The organism is Paenarthrobacter histidinolovorans, from assembly GCF_014647595.1.
Classification (GTDB): domain Bacteria; phylum Actinomycetota; class Actinomycetes; order Actinomycetales; family Micrococcaceae; genus Arthrobacter; species Arthrobacter histidinolovorans.
Window position 1 is genome coordinate 1 of record NZ_BMPM01000013.1, and the last position, 20253, is coordinate 20253.

The 20253-nt window shown below is 63.5% G+C and carries 20 protein-coding genes and 1 riboswitch; of the genes, 7 read left to right on the forward strand and 13 right to left on the reverse strand.

Going from position 1 to position 20253, the window contains the following annotated elements; all coding sequences use genetic code 11:
- The 5 genes from IEY62_RS20950 to IEY62_RS20970 all read right to left on the reverse strand — a co-directional run.
- A partial coding sequence (locus IEY62_RS20950) for an L-serine ammonia-lyase (protein WP_189021345.1) occupies positions 1-1123 on the reverse strand: 1123 nt, incomplete at its 3' end.
- A gap of 261 nt (positions 1124-1384) precedes the next feature.
- Positions 1385-1771 (reverse strand): glycine cleavage system protein GcvH, encoded by a 387-nt coding sequence (gene gcvH / locus IEY62_RS20955; RefSeq protein WP_018780132.1) that lies wholly within the window; start codon positions 1769-1771, stop codon positions 1385-1387.
- A 36-nt stretch (positions 1772-1807) separates the two neighbouring features.
- Complete coding sequence (gcvT, locus tag IEY62_RS20960) at positions 1808-2941, reverse strand: glycine cleavage system aminomethyltransferase GcvT (RefSeq protein WP_189021346.1); 1134 nt, start codon at positions 2939-2941, stop codon at positions 1808-1810.
- Between the two features lie 13 nt (positions 2942-2954).
- Positions 2955-5801 carry an aminomethyl-transferring glycine dehydrogenase gene (gcvP, locus tag IEY62_RS20965; protein ID WP_189021347.1) on the reverse strand — a complete coding sequence of 949 codons (2847 nt, stop codon included), beginning with the start codon at positions 5799-5801 and terminating at the stop codon, positions 2955-2957.
- A 178-nt stretch (positions 5802-5979) separates the two neighbouring features.
- A riboswitch (glycine riboswitch) is annotated at positions 5980-6077 on the reverse strand.
- A gap of 92 nt (positions 6078-6169) precedes the next feature.
- The gene (locus IEY62_RS20970) at positions 6170-6709 is read right to left on the reverse strand and encodes a TetR/AcrR family transcriptional regulator (protein ID WP_189021348.1); all 540 of its coding nucleotides are present in this window, start codon (positions 6707-6709) and stop codon (positions 6170-6172) included.
- Positions 6710-6782: 73 nt separating this feature from the next.
- Here IEY62_RS20970 and IEY62_RS20975 point away from each other — a divergent pair, with 73 nt between their 5' ends.
- Positions 6783-8333 carry an MFS transporter gene (locus IEY62_RS20975; RefSeq protein ID WP_189021349.1) on the forward strand — a complete coding sequence of 517 codons (1551 nt, stop codon included), beginning with the start codon at positions 6783-6785 and terminating at the stop codon, positions 8331-8333.
- Positions 8334-8391: 58 nt separating this feature from the next.
- Here the strand turns inward: IEY62_RS20975 and IEY62_RS20980 are convergent, their stop codons facing one another.
- Positions 8392-9051, reverse strand: coding sequence for a cyclodeaminase/cyclohydrolase family protein (locus tag IEY62_RS20980; RefSeq protein ID WP_189021350.1), 660 nt, complete (start codon positions 9049-9051; stop codon positions 8392-8394).
- 91 nt (positions 9052-9142) lie between these two features.
- On the opposite strand from IEY62_RS20980, the gene IEY62_RS20985 reads away from it, so the two are divergent.
- Positions 9143-10375, forward strand: coding sequence for an amidohydrolase (locus tag IEY62_RS20985; protein WP_189021351.1), 1233 nt, complete (start codon positions 9143-9145; stop codon positions 10373-10375).
- 93 nt (positions 10376-10468) lie between these two features.
- On the opposite strand, the gene IEY62_RS20990 is transcribed toward IEY62_RS20985, so the two are convergent.
- Both IEY62_RS20990 and IEY62_RS20995 read right to left on the reverse strand, forming a co-directional pair.
- The gene (locus IEY62_RS20990; protein ID WP_189021352.1) at positions 10469-10681 is read right to left on the reverse strand and encodes a hypothetical protein; all 213 of its coding nucleotides are present in this window, start codon (positions 10679-10681) and stop codon (positions 10469-10471) included.
- A 71-nt stretch (positions 10682-10752) separates the two neighbouring features.
- On the reverse strand, positions 10753-11751 hold the full coding sequence (locus IEY62_RS20995; RefSeq protein WP_189021353.1) for an NAD(P)/FAD-dependent oxidoreductase: 999 nt from the start codon (positions 11749-11751) through the stop codon (positions 10753-10755).
- A 102-nt stretch (positions 11752-11853) separates the two neighbouring features.
- Here IEY62_RS20995 and IEY62_RS21000 point away from each other — a divergent pair, with 102 nt between their 5' ends.
- Positions 11854-12441, forward strand: a complete 588-nt coding sequence (locus IEY62_RS21000; RefSeq protein ID WP_189021354.1) for a helix-turn-helix domain-containing protein — start codon at positions 11854-11856, stop codon at positions 12439-12441.
- A 30-nt stretch (positions 12442-12471) separates the two neighbouring features.
- On the opposite strand, the gene IEY62_RS21005 is transcribed toward IEY62_RS21000, so the two are convergent.
- Positions 12472-12774 carry a helix-turn-helix domain-containing protein gene (locus IEY62_RS21005; RefSeq protein ID WP_189021355.1) on the reverse strand — a complete coding sequence of 101 codons (303 nt, stop codon included), beginning with the start codon at positions 12772-12774 and terminating at the stop codon, positions 12472-12474.
- A 69-nt stretch (positions 12775-12843) separates the two neighbouring features.
- Between IEY62_RS21005 and map the strand changes: the two genes are divergently transcribed.
- From map to IEY62_RS21025, 4 genes are all read left to right on the forward strand, one after another.
- Positions 12844-13623 carry a type I methionyl aminopeptidase gene (gene map / locus IEY62_RS21010; RefSeq protein WP_189021356.1) on the forward strand — a complete coding sequence of 260 codons (780 nt, stop codon included), beginning with the start codon at positions 12844-12846 and terminating at the stop codon, positions 13621-13623.
- A 182-nt stretch (positions 13624-13805) separates the two neighbouring features.
- On the forward strand, positions 13806-14819 hold the full coding sequence (locus IEY62_RS21015; protein WP_189021357.1) for a nitrilase-related carbon-nitrogen hydrolase: 1014 nt from the start codon (positions 13806-13808) through the stop codon (positions 14817-14819).
- Complete coding sequence (locus tag IEY62_RS21020; protein WP_229785503.1) at positions 14816-15841, forward strand: agmatine deiminase family protein; 1026 nt, start codon at positions 14816-14818, stop codon at positions 15839-15841. The genes IEY62_RS21015 and IEY62_RS21020 overlap by 4 nt, the downstream gene beginning before the upstream one ends.
- A gap of 12 nt (positions 15842-15853) precedes the next feature.
- Positions 15854-17404: an APC family permease gene (locus IEY62_RS21025; protein WP_189021358.1), complete on the forward strand. Its 1551-nt coding sequence runs from the start codon at positions 15854-15856 to the stop codon at positions 17402-17404.
- A gap of 86 nt (positions 17405-17490) precedes the next feature.
- Here the strand turns inward: IEY62_RS21025 and IEY62_RS21030 are convergent, their stop codons facing one another.
- From IEY62_RS21030 to lhgO, 4 genes are all read right to left on the reverse strand, one after another.
- Entirely contained in the window at positions 17491-18036 is a 546-nt protein-coding gene (locus tag IEY62_RS21030; protein WP_189021359.1) for an AMIN-like domain-containing (lipo)protein, read from the reverse strand.
- A 215-nt stretch (positions 18037-18251) separates the two neighbouring features.
- Positions 18252-18554 carry a DUF4193 domain-containing protein gene (locus IEY62_RS21035; protein ID WP_018780148.1) on the reverse strand — a complete coding sequence of 101 codons (303 nt, stop codon included), beginning with the start codon at positions 18552-18554 and terminating at the stop codon, positions 18252-18254.
- Between the two features lie 126 nt (positions 18555-18680).
- Positions 18681-18896: a hypothetical protein gene (locus tag IEY62_RS21040; protein WP_189021360.1), complete on the reverse strand. Its 216-nt coding sequence runs from the start codon at positions 18894-18896 to the stop codon at positions 18681-18683.
- 117 nt (positions 18897-19013) lie between these two features.
- Entirely contained in the window at positions 19014-20213 is a 1200-nt protein-coding gene (lhgO, locus tag IEY62_RS21045; RefSeq protein WP_189021361.1) for an L-2-hydroxyglutarate oxidase, read from the reverse strand.
- Between the last annotated feature and the right edge of the window lie 40 nt (positions 20214-20253).

Below are 20253 nucleotides of genomic sequence, written 5' to 3' on the forward strand. Positions count from 1 at the left end.
TCACCTCAGCCAACCCCGCAGCAGCCATCGACGACGCCGACCCCACCTCACCCTGACACCCCACCTCAGCACCCGAAATGGACGCCTGCTCCTTATACAACACACCCACCGCACCAGCAGCGAGCAAAAACTTCACCACCACATCATCCCGGTCCGCCTGGCTCGCCTGATCCATGCCCGGCGCGTAATTCAACGCGTAATACAACACCGCCGGAATAATCCCCGCAGCACCATTGGTCGGCGCCGTCACCACACGCCCACCAGAAGCGTTCTCCTCATTGACCGCCAACGCGATCAGATTCACCCACTCCTGCCAATACTTCGGATCGTTCCGGTCCTTGTCCTCCTTCAACAACCGCTCCAACCAATCAGGAGCACGACGCCGGACCCGCAACCCACCAGGCAACACACCCTCACGCTTCAGACTGGTTTCAACACAAGCCTCCATCACCGACCAGATATGCAAAAGACCCTCCCGGATCTCCTCCTCCGACCGGGACGCCCGCTCATTGATGAACATGATGTCGCTGATCCCCAACCCCTTGGACGCGCACCTGCCCAACAACTCCGCCGCCGTCCGGAACGGCAACGGCAACTCCGCCTTGGTCTCCTCCAACTCCTGCCGGGCAGCGTCTTCCTCACCCTCACGGACAATGAACCCACCACCAACCGAAAAGAACGTCGCCTCCTGCAACACCTCCCCCTCAGCATCAAAGACCTGGAACTTCATCCCATTCGTATGCCGCGGCAACACCGTCAACGGATGCAACACCATATCCTCCACCGCATACGGCAACTCCACCCCTTCACCGGAAGCACCGCCAGCAAGGTTGAGCTTTCCCGTCTCCGCAATGGAAGCCAACCGCTCCTCCACCTCATCCGGCAGGATCAACTCAGGCTCAAAGCCCTCCAGGCCCAACAACGTCGCAGTGAAGGTGCCATGCCCCCTGCCCGTCGCAGCCAAGGACCCATACAAATCAACACGCAGCCCAGCCACGGCAGACAGCACCCCCGATTCACCCAACTCACGGGCAAACACCGCCCCAGCCCGCATCGGCCCCACAGTATGGGAACTCGACGGACCAATGCCCACAGAGAACAAATCGAAAACACCAACAGCCATAGCCGGGATCCCTTTTATACAGCTTGAAACGGTCCGGCAGATGGTCCTGCCGGATGGGCTCCTCCGCTTGTGGCGGAAGAGGCCCGAAGCACGACGCCGGATGGCCCCCAAAGGCGGCAACCCGGCGTCGCGAGTTATTCAGTTACTACAAACCACGCTACGCCCGCGAGGTCCGTTTCGGGGCTTCGCTGCCGAACGTGCCGTGCGCACGGCACGTTCGGCAGCTAGCCCACGAATCGGCGGGAGGACGAGCCCTGGAACCTAGGAGAGGTCCCCGCCATTCTTGGAGGCGTATTCCTCAGCCGAGAGCAGCGGGCCATCGGACTCAGCGGCGACCTTGAAGAGCCAGCCTGCACCGTAGGGATCGTTGTTGATCAGGGCCGGGTCCGAAACAACGGCGTCGTTGATTTCCGTGACCTCGCCAGTGACGGGCGAGTACAGGTCGGAGACGGACTTGGTGGACTCAACTTCGCCACAGGTCGCGCCTGCAGTCACAGTCGAACCGACCTCGGGCAGGTCAACATACACGATGTCACCCAGTGCGTCGGTGGCAACTTCGGAGATTCCAACGGACACTGAGTTCCCTTCCCCGCGGGAAACCCACTCGTGCTCGTCGGAGTACTGAAGTTCGGGCGCTACTTTGGGCATTCTGATTCCTTTACGTAGGTGGATAAAACCGGTGAGTTACTTTTGGCGCTTGTAGAACGGCAGAGCGACGACTTCGAACGGCTCGCTCTTTCCGCGCAGATCAATGTCCAGCGCGGTTCCAAGCCCGGTGTGTTCGACGTCGACATATGCCAACGCTACCGGGTACCCAAGGGTGGGGCTGGGCTGGCCGGAGGTCACTTCGCCCACCACGGCACCGTCCTTGAGGACCGGGTAGTGGCCGCGTCCTGCTCGGCGTCCCAGACCCTTGAGTCCCACGAGCTTGCGTCCCGTGGTGGATCCGGCGCCGTCGGCCTTCAACGCAGCCAGTGCGTCCTTGCCGACGAAGTCGCCTTCCTTGGACAGCGCCACCACAGCTCCGAGCCCTGCAGCAAAGGGGTTGCCCTCGCGGGAGAGTTCGTTTCCGTAGAGCGGCATACCGGCTTCCAGGCGCAAGGAATCGCGGGAGGCGAGGCCGGCGGGGACCAGTTCGCCCTCCTCGGCAACGGCGGCGATCGCCTGCCACAGCGCGGCGGCGGATTCGTTGGGTACGAAGATCTCGAAACCGTCCTCGCCCGTGTAGCCGGTGCGTGCGAGGAGCAGGTCCTGGCCGCTGCCTGCCACCAGGAAGGTCACCTCGACGGCGGCGTAGTACTTCAGTTCCGTGACCAGTGCGTGCTGTTCCGCGGGCACGAGGCGCAGGAGGATAGCTTCAGCAAGTGGACCCTGGACTGCGATCAGCGAGGTCTCAGCGGAGGCATCCTCCACCACCACGTCGAAACCGGCAGCTCGCTCCAGCAGCGCCGCAGCAACAACCGCAGCGTTGCCGGCATTCGGGACAAGGAGGAACTTGTCCTCGCCACGTCGGTAGGTGATGAGGTCATCGATGATGCCGCCGTCTTCCTGGCAGATCAGCGAGTACTTGGCCTTACCGTCGGCCATGGCGGAGATCTTGCCCACCAGTGCGTAGTCCAGGAAAGCAGCAGCATCGGGACCGGTGACCCACACTTCACCCATGTGGGAGAGATCGAACAGGCCTGCGGACTTGCGGACAGCGTGGTGTTCAGCCAACTCCGAGGAGTACTTGAGCGGCATCTGCCAGCCACCGAAGTCCGTGAAGGACGCGCCGAGCTTCTTGTGCTCCTCGTAAAGAGCGGTGTAGTTCTCAGTCATTTGCGGGACCTTCCTAGTTCTCGAAGTCTTCGATCGGAGGGCAGGAGCACACCAGGTTGCGGTCTCCGGCTGCGCCGTCGATGCGACCCACCGGCGGGAAGTACTTGTCCTGCTTGAGGTGGTGGGCCGGGAAAGCGGCCTGCTCGCGCGGGTACGCGCGGTCCCAATCGGAACTGACGACGGCGGCAGCAGTGTGCGGCGCGCGGCGAAGCGGAGAATCCTGCACGGAGAAGTCGCCGTTGGCCACCTGGTCGATTTCCTTGCGGATGGTGATCATCGCCTCGATGAAGCGGTCGATCTCCACCAGGTCCTCGGACTCGGTGGGCTCCACCATCAAGGTACCGGCCACCGGGAACGCGAGGGTGGGTGCGTGGAAGCCGAAGTCGATGAGGCGCTTGGCCACATCTTCAGCGGTGACGCCGGTCTTGGCCGTCAGTTCGCGCAGGTCCAGGATGCATTCGTGGGCCACGAGTCCACCTTCGCCCGTGTAGAGCACCGGGAAGTGGTCGTTAAGGCGGGAAGCGATGTAGTTCGCAGCAAGCAGCGCGGACTTGGTGGCCTCGGTGAGGCCCTGGCCGCCCATGAGTTTTACGTAGGCCCAGGAAATCGGGAGGACACCGGCGGAACCGAAGCGGGATGCCGAAATCGGAACATCTTTGCCCTCGGTCCAGGAAGCTGCATCACCGGGCATGAACGGCGCGAGGTGTGCCTTGGCTGCGACCGGGCCAACGCCGGGTCCGCCACCGCCGTGCGGGATGCAGAAGGTCTTGTGCAGGTTCAGGTGGGAGACGTCGCCGCCGAACTTGCCGGGCTGTGCAAGGCCAACGAGGGCGTTGAGGTTGGCGCCGTCGATGTAGACCTGGCCACCGGCCTCGTGAACCGCGTCGCACACTTCGCGGACATCAGCATCGTAAACGCCGTGCGTGGACGGGTACGTGATCATGATGGCCGAGAGGGCATCACGGTGGGTTTCGATCTTGGCCTTCAGGTCAACGTGGTCGATGGTGCCATCGGGAGCGGTGGCCACCACCACGACCTTCATGCCGGCCAGCACAGCCGAGGCTGCGTTGGTGCCGTGGGCCGAGGCCGGGATGAGGCAGACGTTGCGCTGGTCATCGCCGTTGGAGAGGTGGTAGCCACGGATCGCCAGCAGGCCTGCGAGCTCACCCTGGGAACCGGCGTTCGGCTGGATGGAGACCTGGTCGTAGCCGGTGATTTCGGTCAGCTGGGCTTCGAGGTCGGTGATGAGTTCACGCCAGCCCTCGGTCTGGGAATCCGGTGCGAACGGGTGGATGGACGCGAACTCCGGCCAGGAGATGGCTTCCATTTCGGCGGTGGCGTTGAGCTTCATGGTGCAGGAACCCAACGGGATCATGGTGCGATCCAGCGCGAGGTCACGGTCCGAGAGCTTGCGGATGTAGCGCAGGAGCTGGGTTTCGGAACGGTGCGTGTTGAACACCGGGTGCTGCATGAACCCGCTGGTGCGCTCAACGGAAGCCTCAAGCGCGAAGCCTTCAGCGGACTCAAGCACCGCAGCGCCAAAGACCGAAGCGACGTCGGCGACTACCGCCGTCGTGGTGGTCTCGTCAACGGAGATACCAACAGTGTCAGCATCGACGCCGCGCAGGTTGATGCCCTTGGCCTCGGCGGCGGCGACGATCTCTGCTGCCTTGCCCGGGACGCGGACGGTGACGGTGTCGAAGAACGAATCGTGGAGGACCTCGACGCCGGCAGCCTTCAGGGATGCTGCGAGCGTGCGGGCGTGGCCGTTGGCGGTTTCGGCGATGGCTTTGAGGCCTTCGGGGCCGTGGTAGACGGCGTACATCGACGCCACGATGGCCAGGAGCGCCTGCGCGGTGCAGATGTTGGACGTGGCCTTTTCGCGGCGGATGTGCTGCTCGCGGGTCTGCAGCGCCAAGCGGTAGGCGGGGACACCGGCGTCGTCCTTGGAAACGCCCACGAGGCGGCCCGGCATGGAACGCTCGAGGCCCTTCTGCACGGCCATGTACGCGGCGTGCGGTCCGCCGAAGAACAGCGGAACGCCCAGGCGCTGTGCAGAACCGACGGCGATGTCGGCGCCCTGCTCACCCGGAGGGGTGATGAGCGTCAGGGAAAGGAGGTCGGCAGCGACGGTGACCAACGCACCCCGCTCTTTCGCTGAGGCAATGACAGCGGAGTGATCGAACACGCGGCCGGAAACGCCGGGCTGCTGGAGGACGACGCCGTTGATGGCGCCTTCGGGAAGACCGAGGGACAGGTCAGCTACCTCAACCTCGAAACCGAGGGCTTCAGCGCGGCCCTTGACGATGGCGATGGTCTGCGGGAGGCAGTCGGCGTCGAGGACTGTCTTGCCGTCCTGGGCGGCCTTGTTTTTGTTGGCCCTGCGCATCATGAGGACGGCCTCGGCCACAGCCGTTGCTTCGTCAAGAAGCGAGGCGTTGGCGATCGGCAATCCAACCAGGTCCTGGACCATGGTCTGGAAGTTCAGGAGGGCTTCAAGTCGGCCCTGCGAGATTTCCGGCTGGTACGGGGTGTAAGCGGTGTACCAAGCCGGGGATTCCAGGATGTTGCGGCGGATGACCGGCGGGGTGATGGTGTCGTAGTAGCCCTGGCCGATCATCTGGACCGCGGTCTTGTTCTTGGACGCGAGCTTGCGCAGCTCGGCCAGGACCTCGACTTCGCTCAACGCGGCCTGCAGCGTGAGGGCAACGTCCTGGCGGATGTCGTTCGGAACAGCAGTGTCGACAAGCGAGTCAACAGAGTCGTAGCCGACGGACTTGAGCATGGTCTCAATGTCGGCCTGGCGGCGGGCGCCGATATGCCGATCGACGAAGGTGGTGGAGGCAGAACTAACCGTCACGAAGGAACTCCAATACTTGGGCGGCGTTTGGGTACGCCACAGCGGCTCGGGTTCCTCCCCGCTCTGTATTGGACCTGAGAGTTTCCGCGTGTTGTCCGCACAACGAATCGCTTGCACCGTCGGTGAGCACAGCATCCTACGCCGGTGGCGTAGAGCGCCTGCTGCTTTCCAGAGTTGCCTCGCCGCGGCGGTGCGTGGGCCTGAGAGATTCCTGGGGAGGGTTTGCTCCTACGGCGCCTGCATCACGTGCCTGCAGGACTCTCCCGCCGCAGATCAAAGGCATGTTCAGTTGTCTATGGGCGCGCACTGGGCACGCCACAAGGGTTAATTGTCCTACGTGCAGGGCCTTGCGGCAAATGGGTGAAGCGTCACTTCCGCAGGCGGTCCAGGACGCCGAGCAGGATGTCGACGTCGGCCTCCCGGCTGGCGTTGCCGGCGCCCTGGCCGCCTTCGAACATCGCGTTGAAATAGAGGCCGTCGCCCATGTAGCTGACGGCTTTGGCGATCTCCGGCCCCACGTCCTCGGCCAGGACATCCAGCCATTGCTGCTGAATCCCGGCAAAACGCCGGCGTGTTTCCTCATGGGCTACTTCAGCAAGCCTGGTGGCAGCAACGAAGGCCCTGTCCATGGGGGTGTCGGCCCAGAGGGAGGACCGGATGAAGTACGCCGCCGAACCATCGGGCGCGGCCTTCATCTGCTCGATGTCTTCCTGCGCCAATTCGTCCAGGCGTTCCAGCAAGGCGCTGATCAGCGCTTCCTTGTTGGGGAAGTGATACAGCAGCCCACCTTTGGAGACGCCGGCCCTCTTGGCAACGGCGTCCAGGGTGGCCGCCCGCTCCCCTACCTCGATCAGGAGGGATTCGTAGGCATCCAGGACGGCGTCCCGGGCAACTGGTTTTCGTGGCATGTGTACATCATTCCCTAAAGAATTGCGGGGGTTGAATTTGTAACTATACCGTCTGGACGGTACAGTAAGAGGCATGTTCTCGCCGTCCTCAACCCAAGCACCCCGTTCCGCCGCCCCCTTGACGGGCCCGGCTGCACCGTGGCGCGACTGGACGGCCTTGGCACTGCTGATGTTCCCGGTGCTGCTGGTGGCCGTCGACAACACTGCGCTCACTTTCGCCCTGCCGGAAATCGCCCGCTCACTGGATGTGGGCGGCATACAGCTCCTCTGGATTGTTGACGCCTACCCGCTGGTGCTTGCCGCACTCCTGGTCTCCATGGGCAACCTTGGCGACCGGATAGGACGACGCCGGTTGCTGCTGATCGGCAGCACAGGCTTCGCGGCGGTGTCGGCTGCTACGGCATTCGCGCCGTCGGCAGAGTGGCTCATTGCCGGACGCGCTGCACTCGGCGTCTTCGGCGCCATGCTGATGCCATCAACGTTGTCCTTGATCAGGAACATCTTTACCGACCCCAACCGGCGCCGGCTCGCGATCGCAGTCTGGGCTGCCGGATTCTCCGGCGGTGCCGCCCTCGGCCCCATCTTCGGCGGCTGGCTGGTGGAGCACTTCTGGTGGGGCGCCGTCTTCCTGGTGGCAGCATTCCTGCTTCTGCCGCTCCTTGCCTTTGGCCGGGTACTCATTCCCGAATCCAAGGACGCCAACCCCGGCCGTGTGGACGTGCCCAGCATTGTCCTGTCCGTGGTCACCATGGCGCCGTTCGTTTACGGCATCAAGGAATTCGCGGTCCACGGCTTCGGGGCGTCAGCAGTCGCCTTCATGGGCTTCGGCCTGGTGATGGGCATTCTGTTCGTCCGCCGCCAGCAAAGGATCGATAGCCCCATGCTGGATGTCGCCTTGTTCAAGAACAAGGTATTCAGCACCGCCATCGTGGCGAACGTTCTGTCTCTGTTCTCCATGACCGGGTTCATCTACTTCTTCGCCCAGCATCTGCAACTGGTCGAAGGGCAGTCCCCCATGGAAGCCGGCATCGCCATGATCCCGGCACTCCTGGCCACCGTGATCGCCGGCCTGTTGGTGGTACCGCTCGTCAAGAAAGTACGGCCCGGCTTCGTCGTGGCCGGCGGACTGACGCTGAGCGCCGTCGGCTATCTGGTAGCTGTGCTGGGCGACCACGGCAGCGGACCGGTGTTCCTCCTGTCCGCACTGACCGTACTGGCCGTCGGTGTGGGTGCAGCGGAGACCATCTCCAACGACCTCATCCTGGCGTCCGTGCCGGCAGACAAATCAGGAGCGGCCTCTGCCATCTCCGAAACCGGCTACGAACTCGGTTCACTCCTGGGAACAGCAGTGCTCGGTTCAATCCTCACCGCGTCCTACCAGCACAACCTCGTCATTCCCGAGGGCGTGCCAACCGAAGCGGCAAGGAAGTCCGGAGAAACACTGGCCGGCGCAGTCGACGCAGCGTCCGGCCTCCCCGCCCAGTTGTCCGAGGCACTCACTACCGCCGCCCGGATAGCCTTCGACTCCGGCGTCCACATCACAGCGGCGATTGGGCTGGTACTGATGGCCGGAGCAGCAGTGATGGCCGCCGTCGTACTCCGCAAGGTTCCTAAAGCGCAGTAATGCCGTTGTGAGGCCCGCTTTGCGTGGTTCCGTAGGGATTTGCCACGCAAAGCGGGCCTCACAGGGCTTCGGTGGGTGCCGCCTTCTTGTCGACGCCGGCAGTCAGTTGGTCTATCCGCTCCAGGGCGTCACTGAGCCTGCTGACCGTTGTCCATAGCTCAGGATGCTGTTCCCTGACCTCCTCGAGGGGAGTCCCCGCGGAGGTCAGGGAAGCCAGGTCAAAGCTCACGTTGGTCCTGGCCCCGGCTATGGCGGCCCGCAGGGCACCGAAACCCACCACGACATCGGCAATGAGGGCCGGGTTGCCGTGGGAAGCGAGCCAGCCGAGGTCCTCAATGGCGTCAATGGCCCGCTCACCCAGGACGGCAGAGGCCTTGGCCGCTTCCACGGAAGCCTGGTGGATGGCTTCGTCGCGCTCCGGTCCGGGGTTGAGGCGGAAAGCAGCGCCAAAGGCGTTGGAGGCAGCAGCGTCCTCGTCCGCGAGTCGGAGGGCGTTGTTCCTGAGCTCGTGGGCCCTTGCATGAATGCCCGAAAGCTCGTCCCGCTGATGCTCCCCAGGCTCCGTGTAACCGGCCACCATGGAGGTCAGCGCGGCCGCGATGGAAAGCATCACACCCGTCCCGGCGCCGCCCCCGGGCGAACCGCTGGACTCCGCCAGAGCCTTTGTCCAGTCCTCAACTGTGGACTGCTGCGTGGTTGCGGGTTGGGAGTTTGTCATGGCATCCAGTGTGCCGCGACTGTTCAGTCTTCGCACATAACCGATGGATACACTGGCCAGACCGAAGGCGTCGAACGAAGAGGGTAAAACCATGACCATTGACCTCGAAGAGCTTTACAAAGACCTGCACGCCCACCCGGAATTGTCATTCCAGGAGACCAGGACCGCCGGGATCGCAGCCGCACACCTGGAGAACCTCGGATTCACGGTTCACCGCAACATCGGCAAGACCGGAGTGGTAGGCATCCTTGAGAACGGAGCCGGGCCGGTAGCCATGCTCCGGGCAGACATGGACGCCCTCCCGGTCAAAGAGTCCACGGGACTGGACTACGCAAGTACCGCAGTGGGCGTCGACCACGACGGAAACGATGTTCCGGTCATGCATGCGTGCGGACACGATGTCCATGTCAGTTGCCTCGTGGGAGCAGCTGAAACGCTGGCCGGGCAGCGTGACCAATGGCAAGGCACACTGGTGGTCGTTTTCCAGCCCGCCGAGGAATGGGGAGGCGGTGCCCAGGCGATGGTTGGCGACGGCCTCTACGACGTCGTGCCCAAGCCGGATGTAGTGCTCGGACAGCATGTGGCCCCCTTCCCCGCGGGATGGTTCGGCATCCGGTCCGGAGTCACCATGGCCTCCGCAGACTCCCTCAACATCACCTTGCACGGCCGTGGCGGGCACGGATCTCGCCCCGAAACCACCATTGATCCGGTCCTGATGGCCGCCGCTGCCACCGTCCGCTTGCAGGGCATCGTTTCGCGTGAACTCGCCGCCAGCGACTCGGCAGTGGTCACCGTAGGACAGATCCACTCGGGGACAAAGAACAACATCATCCCCGAAACGGCAACCCTGGGCCTCAGCGTCCGCACCTTCAGCGATTCCACCAGGGACAAAATCCTCGGTTCGATTGAGCGCATAGTGCAGGGCGAATCAGCGGCTTCCGGCGCCCCGAAGGATCCGGACATCCACTTCGAAGAGCACTTCCCGCTGACCGTCAACGACGAATCAGCGGCTGGCAGGATCACGGCGGCCTTCAAGGCCAGGTTCGGGGAGGCACAGGTCATCGATCCCGGACCCGTATCCGGCAGCGAAGACGTGGGAGCGTTGGCGAAGGGCGCAGACGCACCGTTGGTGTTTTGGTTCCTTGGGGGCGCAGACCCTGCCCTGTTCAGGGAATGGGCCACCACAGGCAGGCTCCCGGAGGACATTCCATCCAACCACTCACCCTACTTTGCACCCCTGATCCAGCCCACACTGGCCAAGGGTACGGAAGCGTTGGTGACGGCCGCCCTGGAATACCTTGGCTCAAAGGAACAGGGCCACTAAAAAGACTCTCGATCCGCCGTTCGCCGGCGTGGAAAAGGCGCCGGATGTCCGGCGCCTTTTCTGGATCTGATGTTCGTTCCGGTCTGGATTTTCCTAGACCTTCTCGTGGATGCGGTCAACCTTCGGTTCGTAAACCTCAGGCTCCCTGCGACGACGTGCCAGGAAAGACCATACTGTTCCTTCCGTCCCGCGGCGGGTCTCCGCCGGGGCAGCAGGCTCTGTTGTCTCTGGAACGCGGGTCTCGGGCTTGCGCGCGGAGTCCTTCTTCGTGCGCCGCTCGAAGTCGTCATAGTACGCGTAGCACATGCCAACCTCCTTTTGTGGCGATCCTTTAATAGTCCTCGCACTCCGGGCGAACGTCGACCACTATTTCCATTTCAGTCCGGAAGCGTGGACAACCGTGCCGCTTGCACCGCCACCCTGGATTCCTCCGCCACCAGGTGGGCATTGATGGCCGCCCCTGACATGACACCTGAAGCGGCCGACGCCATGACCTGTCCCATGAGGTCTGCGACATTCCCCGCAGCCCAGACGCCCGGAACCGCGGTGGCCCCGCCCATGGGATTCACTTCCACATGGCGCCCCACTCCCATCGGGTGTTCCACCACGGGAACGCCCAGGGACTCCAGCACTGCAGACCGCGCCTCCAGCCGCGTTCCTGTCACTACTGCCTCCACCGGGATGACTGTTCCGGAGGCCAGGACCATACCGCTCAACGCATCATCCTGGATGTCGAGTGACTGTACTTTGCCCTCCACCACGCTGATCGAGCGTGCGGCCAGTTGCTCCAATTCTTCGTCCGTGGGCTCCACCACGTCATTGAGGAACAGCGTGATGTTCGGGCTCCACTGCCTGAAGAGCATGGTCTGGTGCAGCGCCATGGGAACGGAGCCCAGTATGCCGATCGCCTTGTTCCGGACTTCCCAGCCATGGCAGTAAGGACAATGCAGGACATCACGGCCCCAGCGCTCCCGGATGCCATCGATGCCGGGCAGCACATCGGTCAGCCCAGTGGCCACCAGTATCCGGCGGGTTTTCACCGTCCTCCCGTCGGCCAGCTCAACGTCGAAGGAGAGCTCCGAGCCCTCCGCCGCCGTCGAGCGCGCTGCGACGGCGACGCCGGCGAGGAAGTCCACCCCGTAACTGCGGGCTTCCTCCCGCCCCTTTTCCAACAGCTCCTGGGGCTTGATGCCGTCCCTGGACAGGAAGCCGTGGACTCCCGCGGCGGGAGCGTTGCGCGGCTCGCCGGCGTCGATCACCAAGACGGACCGCAGGGCCCTGCCAAGCGTCACAGCGGCACTTAACCCAGCTGCGCCACCACCGATCACCACAACCTGGTACTCGTTGCCCGATTGCTTGCTCTCAACTCTGCTCACTGCGCCTCCATCGATTCAGAGCGGCTCTACGCCGCTCCTTCCATGTTTCGACAGGGCTGGCAAAAGCGGCAAGAAAAATTGCTGCTATGGCAAACTGGATCAATGACCAAGGATTTCAGCGCAATGCTCGACGCCGTCGGCCCTCGCCTTCGCGCGATGCGGGCCCAACGCAACCTGACCCTCGCCGAAGCTTCGGAGGAAACAGGCATCTCCGTCAGCACGTTGTCCCGCTTGGAGTCAGGCCAGCGGAAGCCAACCCTGGAATTGTTGCTCCCAATAGCGCGACTCCACCAGGTACCCCTTGAAGAACTGATTGACGCCCCCGAAACCGGCGACCCCCGCATCCACCTCAAGCCGCACGTCCACCACTGGGGAACCGTGCTCCCCCTCACGCGCCGCCCGGGCGGGATCCAGGCGTTCAAGATGGTGCTGAAGAGCAGCACGGGCAAGGAGACTCCCGAGCCACAATCCCACGAGGGCTATGACTGGCTGTACATCCTCAACGGCAAGCTGCGGCTGGTCCTGGGCGGGAACGACTTCATCCTCAAACCCGGCGAAGTGGCGGAGTTCGACACCCGCACCCCGCACTGGTTCGCCAGTGCCACGTCCGAACCCGTGGAACTGCTGACCCTGTTCGGCCAGCAAGGCGAGCGCCTGCACGTGCGGGCCCGGCCCAAGCGGCAGTCGTAACCAGCGGCGGCAGGACCAACGGGCAGATAGCTAGGAAGCCAGGAACTCCCTGGCGTTGCGACGCGGCACGGCGGGGTCCATTCCGACGTCGGGCCGGTTGATTTCTGCCCACACCTCGTCCAAAGAGAGGCCGAGAACGTCGGCAATCGCCGCCACCGTGGGAAAGGCGGGAGTGGCAACCCTCCCCGACTCGATTTTGCGTAGCGTTTCGGGCGAAACGCGGGCATCGAGGGCGATCTCCAGCATGGAGCGAGTGCCCCGTGCGCGGCGGAGCAGAGCACCGAGACGCTGTCCGCGTTCGGCCTCTGCGGGTGTGAGCGGCAACCTGACCATGGCTCCAATTGTAATACCGGGATAATATGGCCGGGATAGTTATTGGCATAAACCCCGGAAAGGTCCCCCATGATCGAGATCCTCAGCGCCAGCGAACTGACCCGGGCCCGGGCCGCAGGGGCCCTGGTGGCCAACATCCTGCACACGCTCAAGAGCCGCTGCACCATAGGCACCAACCTCCTGGACATCGACGCGTGGGCCAAGGACATGATCCTCGAGGCGGGCGCGGTGTCCTGCTACGTGGACTATGCACCATCGTTTGGCCGCGGCCCCTTCGGCCACTACATCTGCACAGGCGTCAATGACGCCGTCCTCCATGGCCTGCCGCGGGACTACGCACTTGCCGACGGCGACCTGCTGACCCTTGACCTGGCCGTCTCCCTGGAGGGAATCGCCGCAGACTCCGCCATCAGCTTCATCGTCGGCGACACGAAGCCCGCAGAGAGCGTGGCCATGATCGAGGCAACCGAACGCGCCTTGCGGGCCGGCATTGCAGCAGCGCGGCCCGGCGCCCGCATCGGCGATCTGTCCTACGCCATCGGCACCGTCCTCAGCGAGGCCGGCTATCCCGTGAACACGGAGTTCGGCGGCCACGGAATCGGATCAACCATGCACCAGGAACCGCATGTGGCCAATATGGGACGCCCCGGACGCGGCTACAAGCTGCGCCCTGGCTTGCTCCTGGCCTTGGAACCGTGGGTCATGGCAGACACCGCCCAGCTCGTGACCGATCCCGACGGCTGGACACTCCGCAGCGTCACCGGCTCCCGGACCGCCCATAGCGAGCACACCATTGCGATCACCCAGGACGGTGCAGAGATTCTTACCTTGCCAACCCTGGGCAGCTAAGGGCAGCCAGGCGGGGCGGCTGAGGCCCCTTGGTGCAGGGCCCTCGGGACACGGCGGCCGGAGGCTCGCGCTGTCATAAATGATTGGCATTCGTTTTCCTCTTGCGCTCCAGCGTGACACGCGCCATACTAAATGAACGCTATTCATTTAGTGACTGTCGTCTCATCGGAGTACATGCCACCATGATTGAAATTACCCGCCTCGAAGCCCCCACTTCCCTGGCCCGCACCGAGCCCTCCACGCGGACGCCGCTGCGCGTCGGCGTTGTCCAGCACCGCTGGCATGCCGACGAATCCGCCCTCCACGCTGAACTTACCGAAGGCATCGAACGCGCCGCCAAGCTGGGAGCCACTGTCGTTTTCCTGCCTGAGCTGACGCTCTCCCGCTACCCCGCCGACACCAAGCCGGAGAACAACCCGGCCGCGGGAATCCGCCCCTCGGACATCACCGAGGACCTCCTCACGGGCCCCACCTTCACCTTCGCAGCTGAGGCTGCCAGGAAGTTTGGCGTCTCCGTCCATGCCTCCTTGTACCAGCGTGCAGAGAACCCGGACGGCACGGACGACGGCCTTGGCCTGAACACCGCGATCCTGGTCTCCCCCGCCGGGGAACTGATCGCGCGCACCCACAAGCTGCACATCCCTGTCACCGCCGGCTACTACGAGGACAAGTTCTTCCGCAAGGGCCCGGAAGCCGAGGATGCCTACGCAGTACACGCACCGGCCGAACTTGGCGGCGCACGCCTGGGCATGCCTACCTGCTGGGACGAATGGTTCCCCGAGCTCGCCCGGGTTTACTCCCTGGGCGGGGCCGAGATCCTGGTCTACCCCACCGCGATCGGCTCCGAACCGGACCACCCCGACTTCGACACGCAGCCCCTCTGGCAGCAGGTCATCGTGGGCAACGGCATCGCCAACGGCCTGTTCATGATCGCGCCCAACCGCTACGGCAATGAAGGCACCCTGAACTTCTACGGCTCCTCATTCATTTCCGATCCCTACGGCCGCATCCTGGTCCAGGCGCCCCGCGACGAATCCGCCGTCCTGGTGGCCGACCTCGATCTCGACCAACGCAAGGACTGGCTTACGCTCTTCCCGTTCCTGGCCACGCGCCGCCCTGAAACCTACGGCCGCCTCACCGAACCGGTGGACCCCAGCGCACCACTGGGTGCTGCTTACCAGGCGGTTTCCGCGTGAGCGCCTGGCGCATGCCGTCGGAGACTGCCCCGCAGGACCGCGTCTGGATGGCCTTCCCTACCGGCGGTTACACCCTGGGCGACACCGAGGAAGAGGCACACGCAGCGCGCTCCACTTGGGCTGCCGTCGCGAACGCCATTCTTGAGTTCGAGCCGGTCACCATGGTGGTAGCGCCCGACGACGTCGAAACGGCCGCGCGCTACCTCGACCCTCGCGTCGAGGTGCTTACCGCCGGGCTGAACGATGCCTGGATGCGGGACATCGGTCCGTCGTTCGTACTGGATGCGAACAAACAGCTGGGCGCCGTGGATTGGATCTTCAACGGCTGGGGTGGCCAGGACTGGGCAGCGTGGGACAAGGATTCCCAGATCGCCGCCACCGTCACCGGCCGCACCGACGCCACGCATCTCCCCTCGGGCATCGTGAACGAAGGCGGCGGCATCCAGGTTGATGGCGAAGGCACCGTCCTGGTCACGGAAACCGTACAGCTTGACGAAGGGCGCAACCCCGGCCTGACCAAGGCCGACATCGAGGAAGAACTCGCCCGCACCATCGGTGCAACCCACGTGGTGTGGCTGCCGCGCGGCCTCACCCGCGACTCGGAGAAATTCGGCACCCGTGGCCATGTGGATATCGTGGCAGCGATTCCCAGCCCGGGCACCTTGCTGGTCCACTCCCAGCAGAACCCCGAGCACCCTGATTACAAGGTCTCCCGCGAGATCATCGACTTCCTGCGCACCACCCATGACGCAGCCGGACGGGACTGGAACATCATCGAAGTTCCTGCCCCTGAAACCCTCACTGACGACGAGGGCTACGTGGACTACAGCTACATCAACCACCTGGTAGTCAACGGCGGAGTCATCGCCTGCAGCTTCAACGACCCCATGGACGAGAAAGCACTCCGCATTCTCGCCGATGCCTACCCCGGACGCCGTGTTGTCAGTGTCGACGCGCGCGAACTCTTCGCCCGGGGCGGCGGCATCCACTGCATCACGCAGCAGCAGCCTACGGCCATCTAGAAAGGGCCTTTCATGAGCCAGACAATCCGCGCCGGTGCTTCCAAAAGCACCGCCGCCGCTGCAGAGTCGCACAACATCAGCGGCAAGGGACTGAAGACGGGGCAGTTGGGGCTCCTCGCCGTCGTCGTTCTTGGCATTTCAACCATCGCCCCGGCGTATACCCTCACGGGTGCGCTCGGTCCAACAGTCAACGAAGTCGGGCTGCAGTTGCCCGTCATTTTCCTTATCGGGTTCATTCCGATGATCCTGGTATCGCTGGCCTACCGGGAGCTCAATGCTGACTCCCCTGACAGCGGCACCACCTTCACCTGGGTTACCAAGGCGTTCGGGCCCTGGGTGGGTTGGATGGGCGGTTGGGGCCTGCTCGCAGCCAACATCATCGTCCTGTCCAACCTGGCCGGTGTGGCAGTGGACTTCTTCTACCTGTTCCTGGCGCAGGCCACCGGTTCTCCCGAGTTGGCCGACCTCGCATCGAACAAGCTCCTGAACGTAGCCACCTGCTTCGTCTTCGTGGCACTGGCCGTGTGGATCAGCTACCGCGGCCTGCACACCACCAAGATCGTCCAGTACGGGCTGGTGGGATTCCAGTTGCTGGTTCTGGGCTTGTTCGTGGCCATGGCGTTCGCCAACTGGTCCACGTCCGAAACGGCCGTTCCCTTCAGCTGGGACTGGTTCGACGTCACCAAAGTTGAGACGTTCGGCCAGATCGCCGCCGGAATCTCGCTGTCCATCTTCGTCTACTGGGGTTGGGACGTCTGCCTCACCGTGAACGAGGAAACCGCCAACGGCAAGAAGACCGCAGGTGCGGCCGGGACCCTGACGGCAGTCATCGTCCTGGGGATCTACCTGCTGGTGACCATCGCCACCATGATGTTCGCCGGTGTGGGCGACACCGGGATCGGCCTGAACAACCCTGAGAACCACGCCAACGTGTTCACGGCTCTCGCTTCGCCTGTCATGGGCCCGTTCGCGATCCTCATGTCGCTGGCGGTGCTGTCCAGCTCAGCGGCTTCGTTGCAGTCCACGTTCACCTCGCCGTCCCGGAGCCTGCTTGCCATGGCCCACTATGGCGCCCTTCCGGAGCGCTTCAGCCACATGAGCAAGAAGTTCTCGACGCCGGGCTTCGCCACCGTTGCGGCCGGCGTCCTGTCCGCGGGCTTCTACGCCGTGATGCACGTGATCAGCGAGAACGTCCTCAACGACACCATCCTGGCCCTTGGCCTGATGATCTGCTTCTACTACGGACTGACGGCCATTGCCTGCGCCTGGTACTTCCGCAACAGCGTCTTCAGCAGTGCCCGCAACTTCTTCCTGCGGCTGGTGTGCCCGGTGCTGGGTGGTGTTGGCCTGTTCGTTGTTTTCCTGCAGACCGCAATGGACAGCTGGGATCCGGAGTTCGGCAGTGGCTCGGAGATTTTCGGTGTGGGACTCGTGTTCATCCTCGGTATCGGGATCCTGGCCTTGGGCGCCGTTGTCATGCTCATCCAGTCCCGTATGCGGCCCGGGTTCTTCCGCGGCGAGACCATTCGGAAAGACACTCCCGCTCTGGTGGTTCCTGAGTAGCACGGCAACAGCGAGAACGCCGAAAAGCGGCCAGTTCGCCGGAGCTATCCGGCGAACTGGCCGCTTTCGCGCGTTCTGGCCGTGTTTCACCAGTGATGGGCGACGTCCACCACAAGCCGCGAACCGCCGTCGGGCCCGTCCAGCGTGAAGACCCTGAACGGAAGGCGGGCACGGACGCCGAGGCCAATGCTTGTGGTTCCCTCGAAACTCCCGGCGTAGACCACCTGACGGAACGTTTGGTAGCCCGATACGTTCGAGAGCTCCGCCTTGGCTGCAGGCACATAGGTAGGTTGGCTGTACTGGTTGTACGACGGCGCCGTCACCACCACCTGCAAGTCGGCGTCACCGAGCACCGGGATAGGGAAGCCCGTTGGGTCCTGAGTGATCACCGGCACGTACTGCGCTGAATAGCCGGCCACTTTTCCGGCCATGTCGATCACCAGCCGGTCGTAACAGGGCTGTTGGCCTGTGCGGACATTGGTGACCTGCGCGGCACTCATATCCGGGTCGGCCTTGGCCAGCGAGCCCCAGGTTATGCCGCAATAAGAAGCCGCCGAGGCTGGCCCCGGCGCTGCCAGACCGAGCCCGGCCGCTGCAACAACAGCCGCCAAACCCGCTCCAATTTTCCTCATTTTTTGTGCCCCCTTCAGGCGAAGTTGATACTTCAACTGTAGGAGTGCGTGCAGGGATTTGGGCGGGTTGTGGCCGCTTCGGAGCGCAACCGTTAAGGGGCACCCCGGCAGGTTACGGGAGGGTCATCGGAGGCCGCTTACGGCGGCGGTTCCGGGCCCTTTCAGCCTGCTTCAACCACGTTTTCGTGACCGAAGATAACGTGATCAGCGTGTTATCAGCCTTCGCAGTCCTTGCAGAACTTAAGGCCGTTCTTTTCCAGTGCAATCTGCGAACGGTGACGGACCAGGAAACAAGACCCGCACGTAAATTCGTCCGACTGCTCCGGAACCACAACGACGGTCAATTCTTCACCCGAAAGATCGGCGCCCGGAAGGTCAATTCCTTCGGCAGTGTCGACGTCCTCGACGTCGATGACAGCTGTCTGGGCACCGCCCCCGCGGGACGCCTGAAGAGCCTCAAGCGATTCAGCGGGAGACTCTTCTTCTGTCTTGCGCGGGGCGTCGTAATCAGTAGCCATTGAGGGTTCGCTTTCGTTGCTGCATAGTGCCTATTCCGGCACCTCAGTGAAGCAGTTTAGGGCATAGTACCCGGCATCAACGAATAGTGTGCTGAACGCAACATCATGCAGCTTTCGAGACTGTTCCTACCTGGCCATCGGCGGGCGTCCCGCGTGGGATTGGATGGCCTGGGCTCCCGCCACGGTGACCCCGCTCAGGGCAGGCAGCCAGGTCCAATCAGACGCCGCCCCATGCTGCCCGTCCGACTCGGGACCGGCACAATCCAGGACGTACGCTGCCTCGATCCAGCGGCCCAGGGAATGGCCGATGCGGGTAGCCAGTGCGGCCAGTGATGTGATCATGGGGCAAAGCTATCCACCCCGCATGTTGGCGCCGTTTCCGGATCGTCACGGGCTTGTTAACTCCCGCCGGCCCCCTCCCAGCCAGGCGGTTTCCGACTGCTGGTCCACCAGGGCCTGCTAGTTTGCCAGCGCCTGCTCCACGATGTACTCGGCGATCGCCATGGACGACGTAGCCCCGGGCGACGGTGCGTTCCGCACCAAAACGGTGTCCCGGCGTCGTGCGATAACAAAGTCGTCCACCAGCGATCCGTCACCATTCATCGCCTGGGCGCGGACGCCACGGGTGCCGGGAAGAACGGTGGCGCCCTCCAGGGAAGGAACAAAGCGGACAGCTTCCCGGATGAATTTCTTGCGGCTCACCACAGTCTGGAATTCACGAACGGCCGACGGCACATTCTGCCGCGCAAAATTCCAAAAACCCGGGAACAGCGCATAATCCAGAACGTCCCCAATCTTGACGTCCTTCCAGCCATAGGATTCCCGGCCAAAGGAAATGAACGCGTTCGGTCCGAGCATCATTTCCCCGTCGATGCGTTTGGTCAGATGCACGCCCAGAAATGGATGCCGTGGGTCCGGGACGGGATAGATGAGGCCCTTCACCTGCCCGCGGGCCGCACGGTCCAACAGAAAGTATTGCCCGAAGAACGGCACGATCCTCGGGTTTGGAGGCTCACCCGCTGCTTTCGCCAGACGGTCCGATTGCAAGCCGGCGCAGGCGACCACCAAGTCAAAGTGTTCGCTGTCATTCTTCGTATGGACAACCACGCCACTCGCCTGCTGTTCCACCGACGTGACCTCCTGCCCAAGCCGGATGGTCCCTCCCGAGACCCGGACGTCGTCGGCCAGCGCTTCGGTGATGGCCGAATAGTCAACGATCGCCGTTTCCGGCGAGTGCAAAGCAGAAAGCCCGACGGCGTTCGGCTCCACCTCGCGTATCCGGTCACCGCTCAGCATCCGCGCTCCAGGAACCCCGTTGGCTATGGCGCGGACAAAGATGTTGTCCAGGCGTTGTTGTTCTTCGGTCGTCTGGGCAATGACCAACTTCCCGCAGGCTTCGTAAGGGAGGGCCTTTGCGGCGCAGAATTCCTGCAGGAGTTCAACGCCCCTGCGGCATAGCCTTGCCTTTAGGCCGCCGGGTTCGTAATACAACCCCGCGTGGACCACTCCTGAGTTGTGGCCTGTTTGATGGGCGGCGAGACGGGCTTCCTTTTCATAGATGGTGACCTGGACGCCGTCGAGCTTGTTGGAAAGCTCGCGCGCAACCGCGACGCCGATGATCCCGCCACCAACCACGGCGCAGCGTTTGATGGTCCTCATGGCTGGCACTCCTCGTCATCGGGGTTGGTCCGCGTCAAGG

Bases quoted from the DNA above. Each gene is read 5' to 3' on its own strand.
- IEY62_RS20970 (WP_189021348.1), bottom strand. From the start codon at position 6,709: ATGCCACGAAAACCAGTTGCCCGGGACGCCGTCCTGGATGCCTACGAA.
- IEY62_RS21005 (WP_189021355.1), bottom strand. From the start codon at position 12,774: ATGGTCAGGTTGCCGCTCACACCCGCAGAGGCCGAACGCGGACAGCGT.
- map (WP_189021356.1), top strand. From the start codon at position 12,844: ATGATCGAGATCCTCAGCGCCAGCGAACTGACCCGGGCCCGGGCCGCA.
- IEY62_RS21015 (WP_189021357.1), top strand. From the start codon at position 13,806: ATGATTGAAATTACCCGCCTCGAAGCCCCCACTTCCCTGGCCCGCACC.
- IEY62_RS20975 (WP_189021349.1), top strand. From the start codon at position 6,783: ATGTTCTCGCCGTCCTCAACCCAAGCACCCCGTTCCGCCGCCCCCTTG.
- IEY62_RS21040 (WP_189021360.1), bottom strand. From the start codon at position 18,896: ATGATCACATCACTGGCCGCACTGGCTACCCGCATCGGCCATTCCCTG.
- IEY62_RS21030 (WP_189021359.1), bottom strand. From the start codon at position 18,036: ATGAGGAAAATTGGAGCGGGTTTGGCGGCTGTTGTTGCAGCGGCCGGG.
- IEY62_RS21025 (WP_189021358.1), top strand. From the start codon at position 15,854: ATGAGCCAGACAATCCGCGCCGGTGCTTCCAAAAGCACCGCCGCCGCT.
- IEY62_RS20980 (WP_189021350.1), bottom strand. From the start codon at position 9,051: ATGACAAACTCCCAACCCGCAACCACGCAGCAGTCCACAGTTGAGGAC.
- IEY62_RS21000 (WP_189021354.1), top strand. From the start codon at position 11,854: ATGACCAAGGATTTCAGCGCAATGCTCGACGCCGTCGGCCCTCGCCTT.
- lhgO (WP_189021361.1), bottom strand. From the start codon at position 20,213: ATGAGGACCATCAAACGCTGCGCCGTGGTTGGTGGCGGGATCATCGGC.
- IEY62_RS20985 (WP_189021351.1), top strand. From the start codon at position 9,143: ATGACCATTGACCTCGAAGAGCTTTACAAAGACCTGCACGCCCACCCG.
- IEY62_RS21035 (WP_018780148.1), bottom strand. From the start codon at position 18,554: ATGGCTACTGATTACGACGCCCCGCGCAAGACAGAAGAAGAGTCTCCC.
- IEY62_RS20990 (WP_189021352.1), bottom strand. From the start codon at position 10,681: ATGTGCTACGCGTACTATGACGACTTCGAGCGGCGCACGAAGAAGGAC.
- gcvH (WP_018780132.1), bottom strand. From the start codon at position 1,771: ATGCCCAAAGTAGCGCCCGAACTTCAGTACTCCGACGAGCACGAGTGG.
- gcvT (WP_189021346.1), bottom strand. From the start codon at position 2,941: ATGACTGAGAACTACACCGCTCTTTACGAGGAGCACAAGAAGCTCGGC.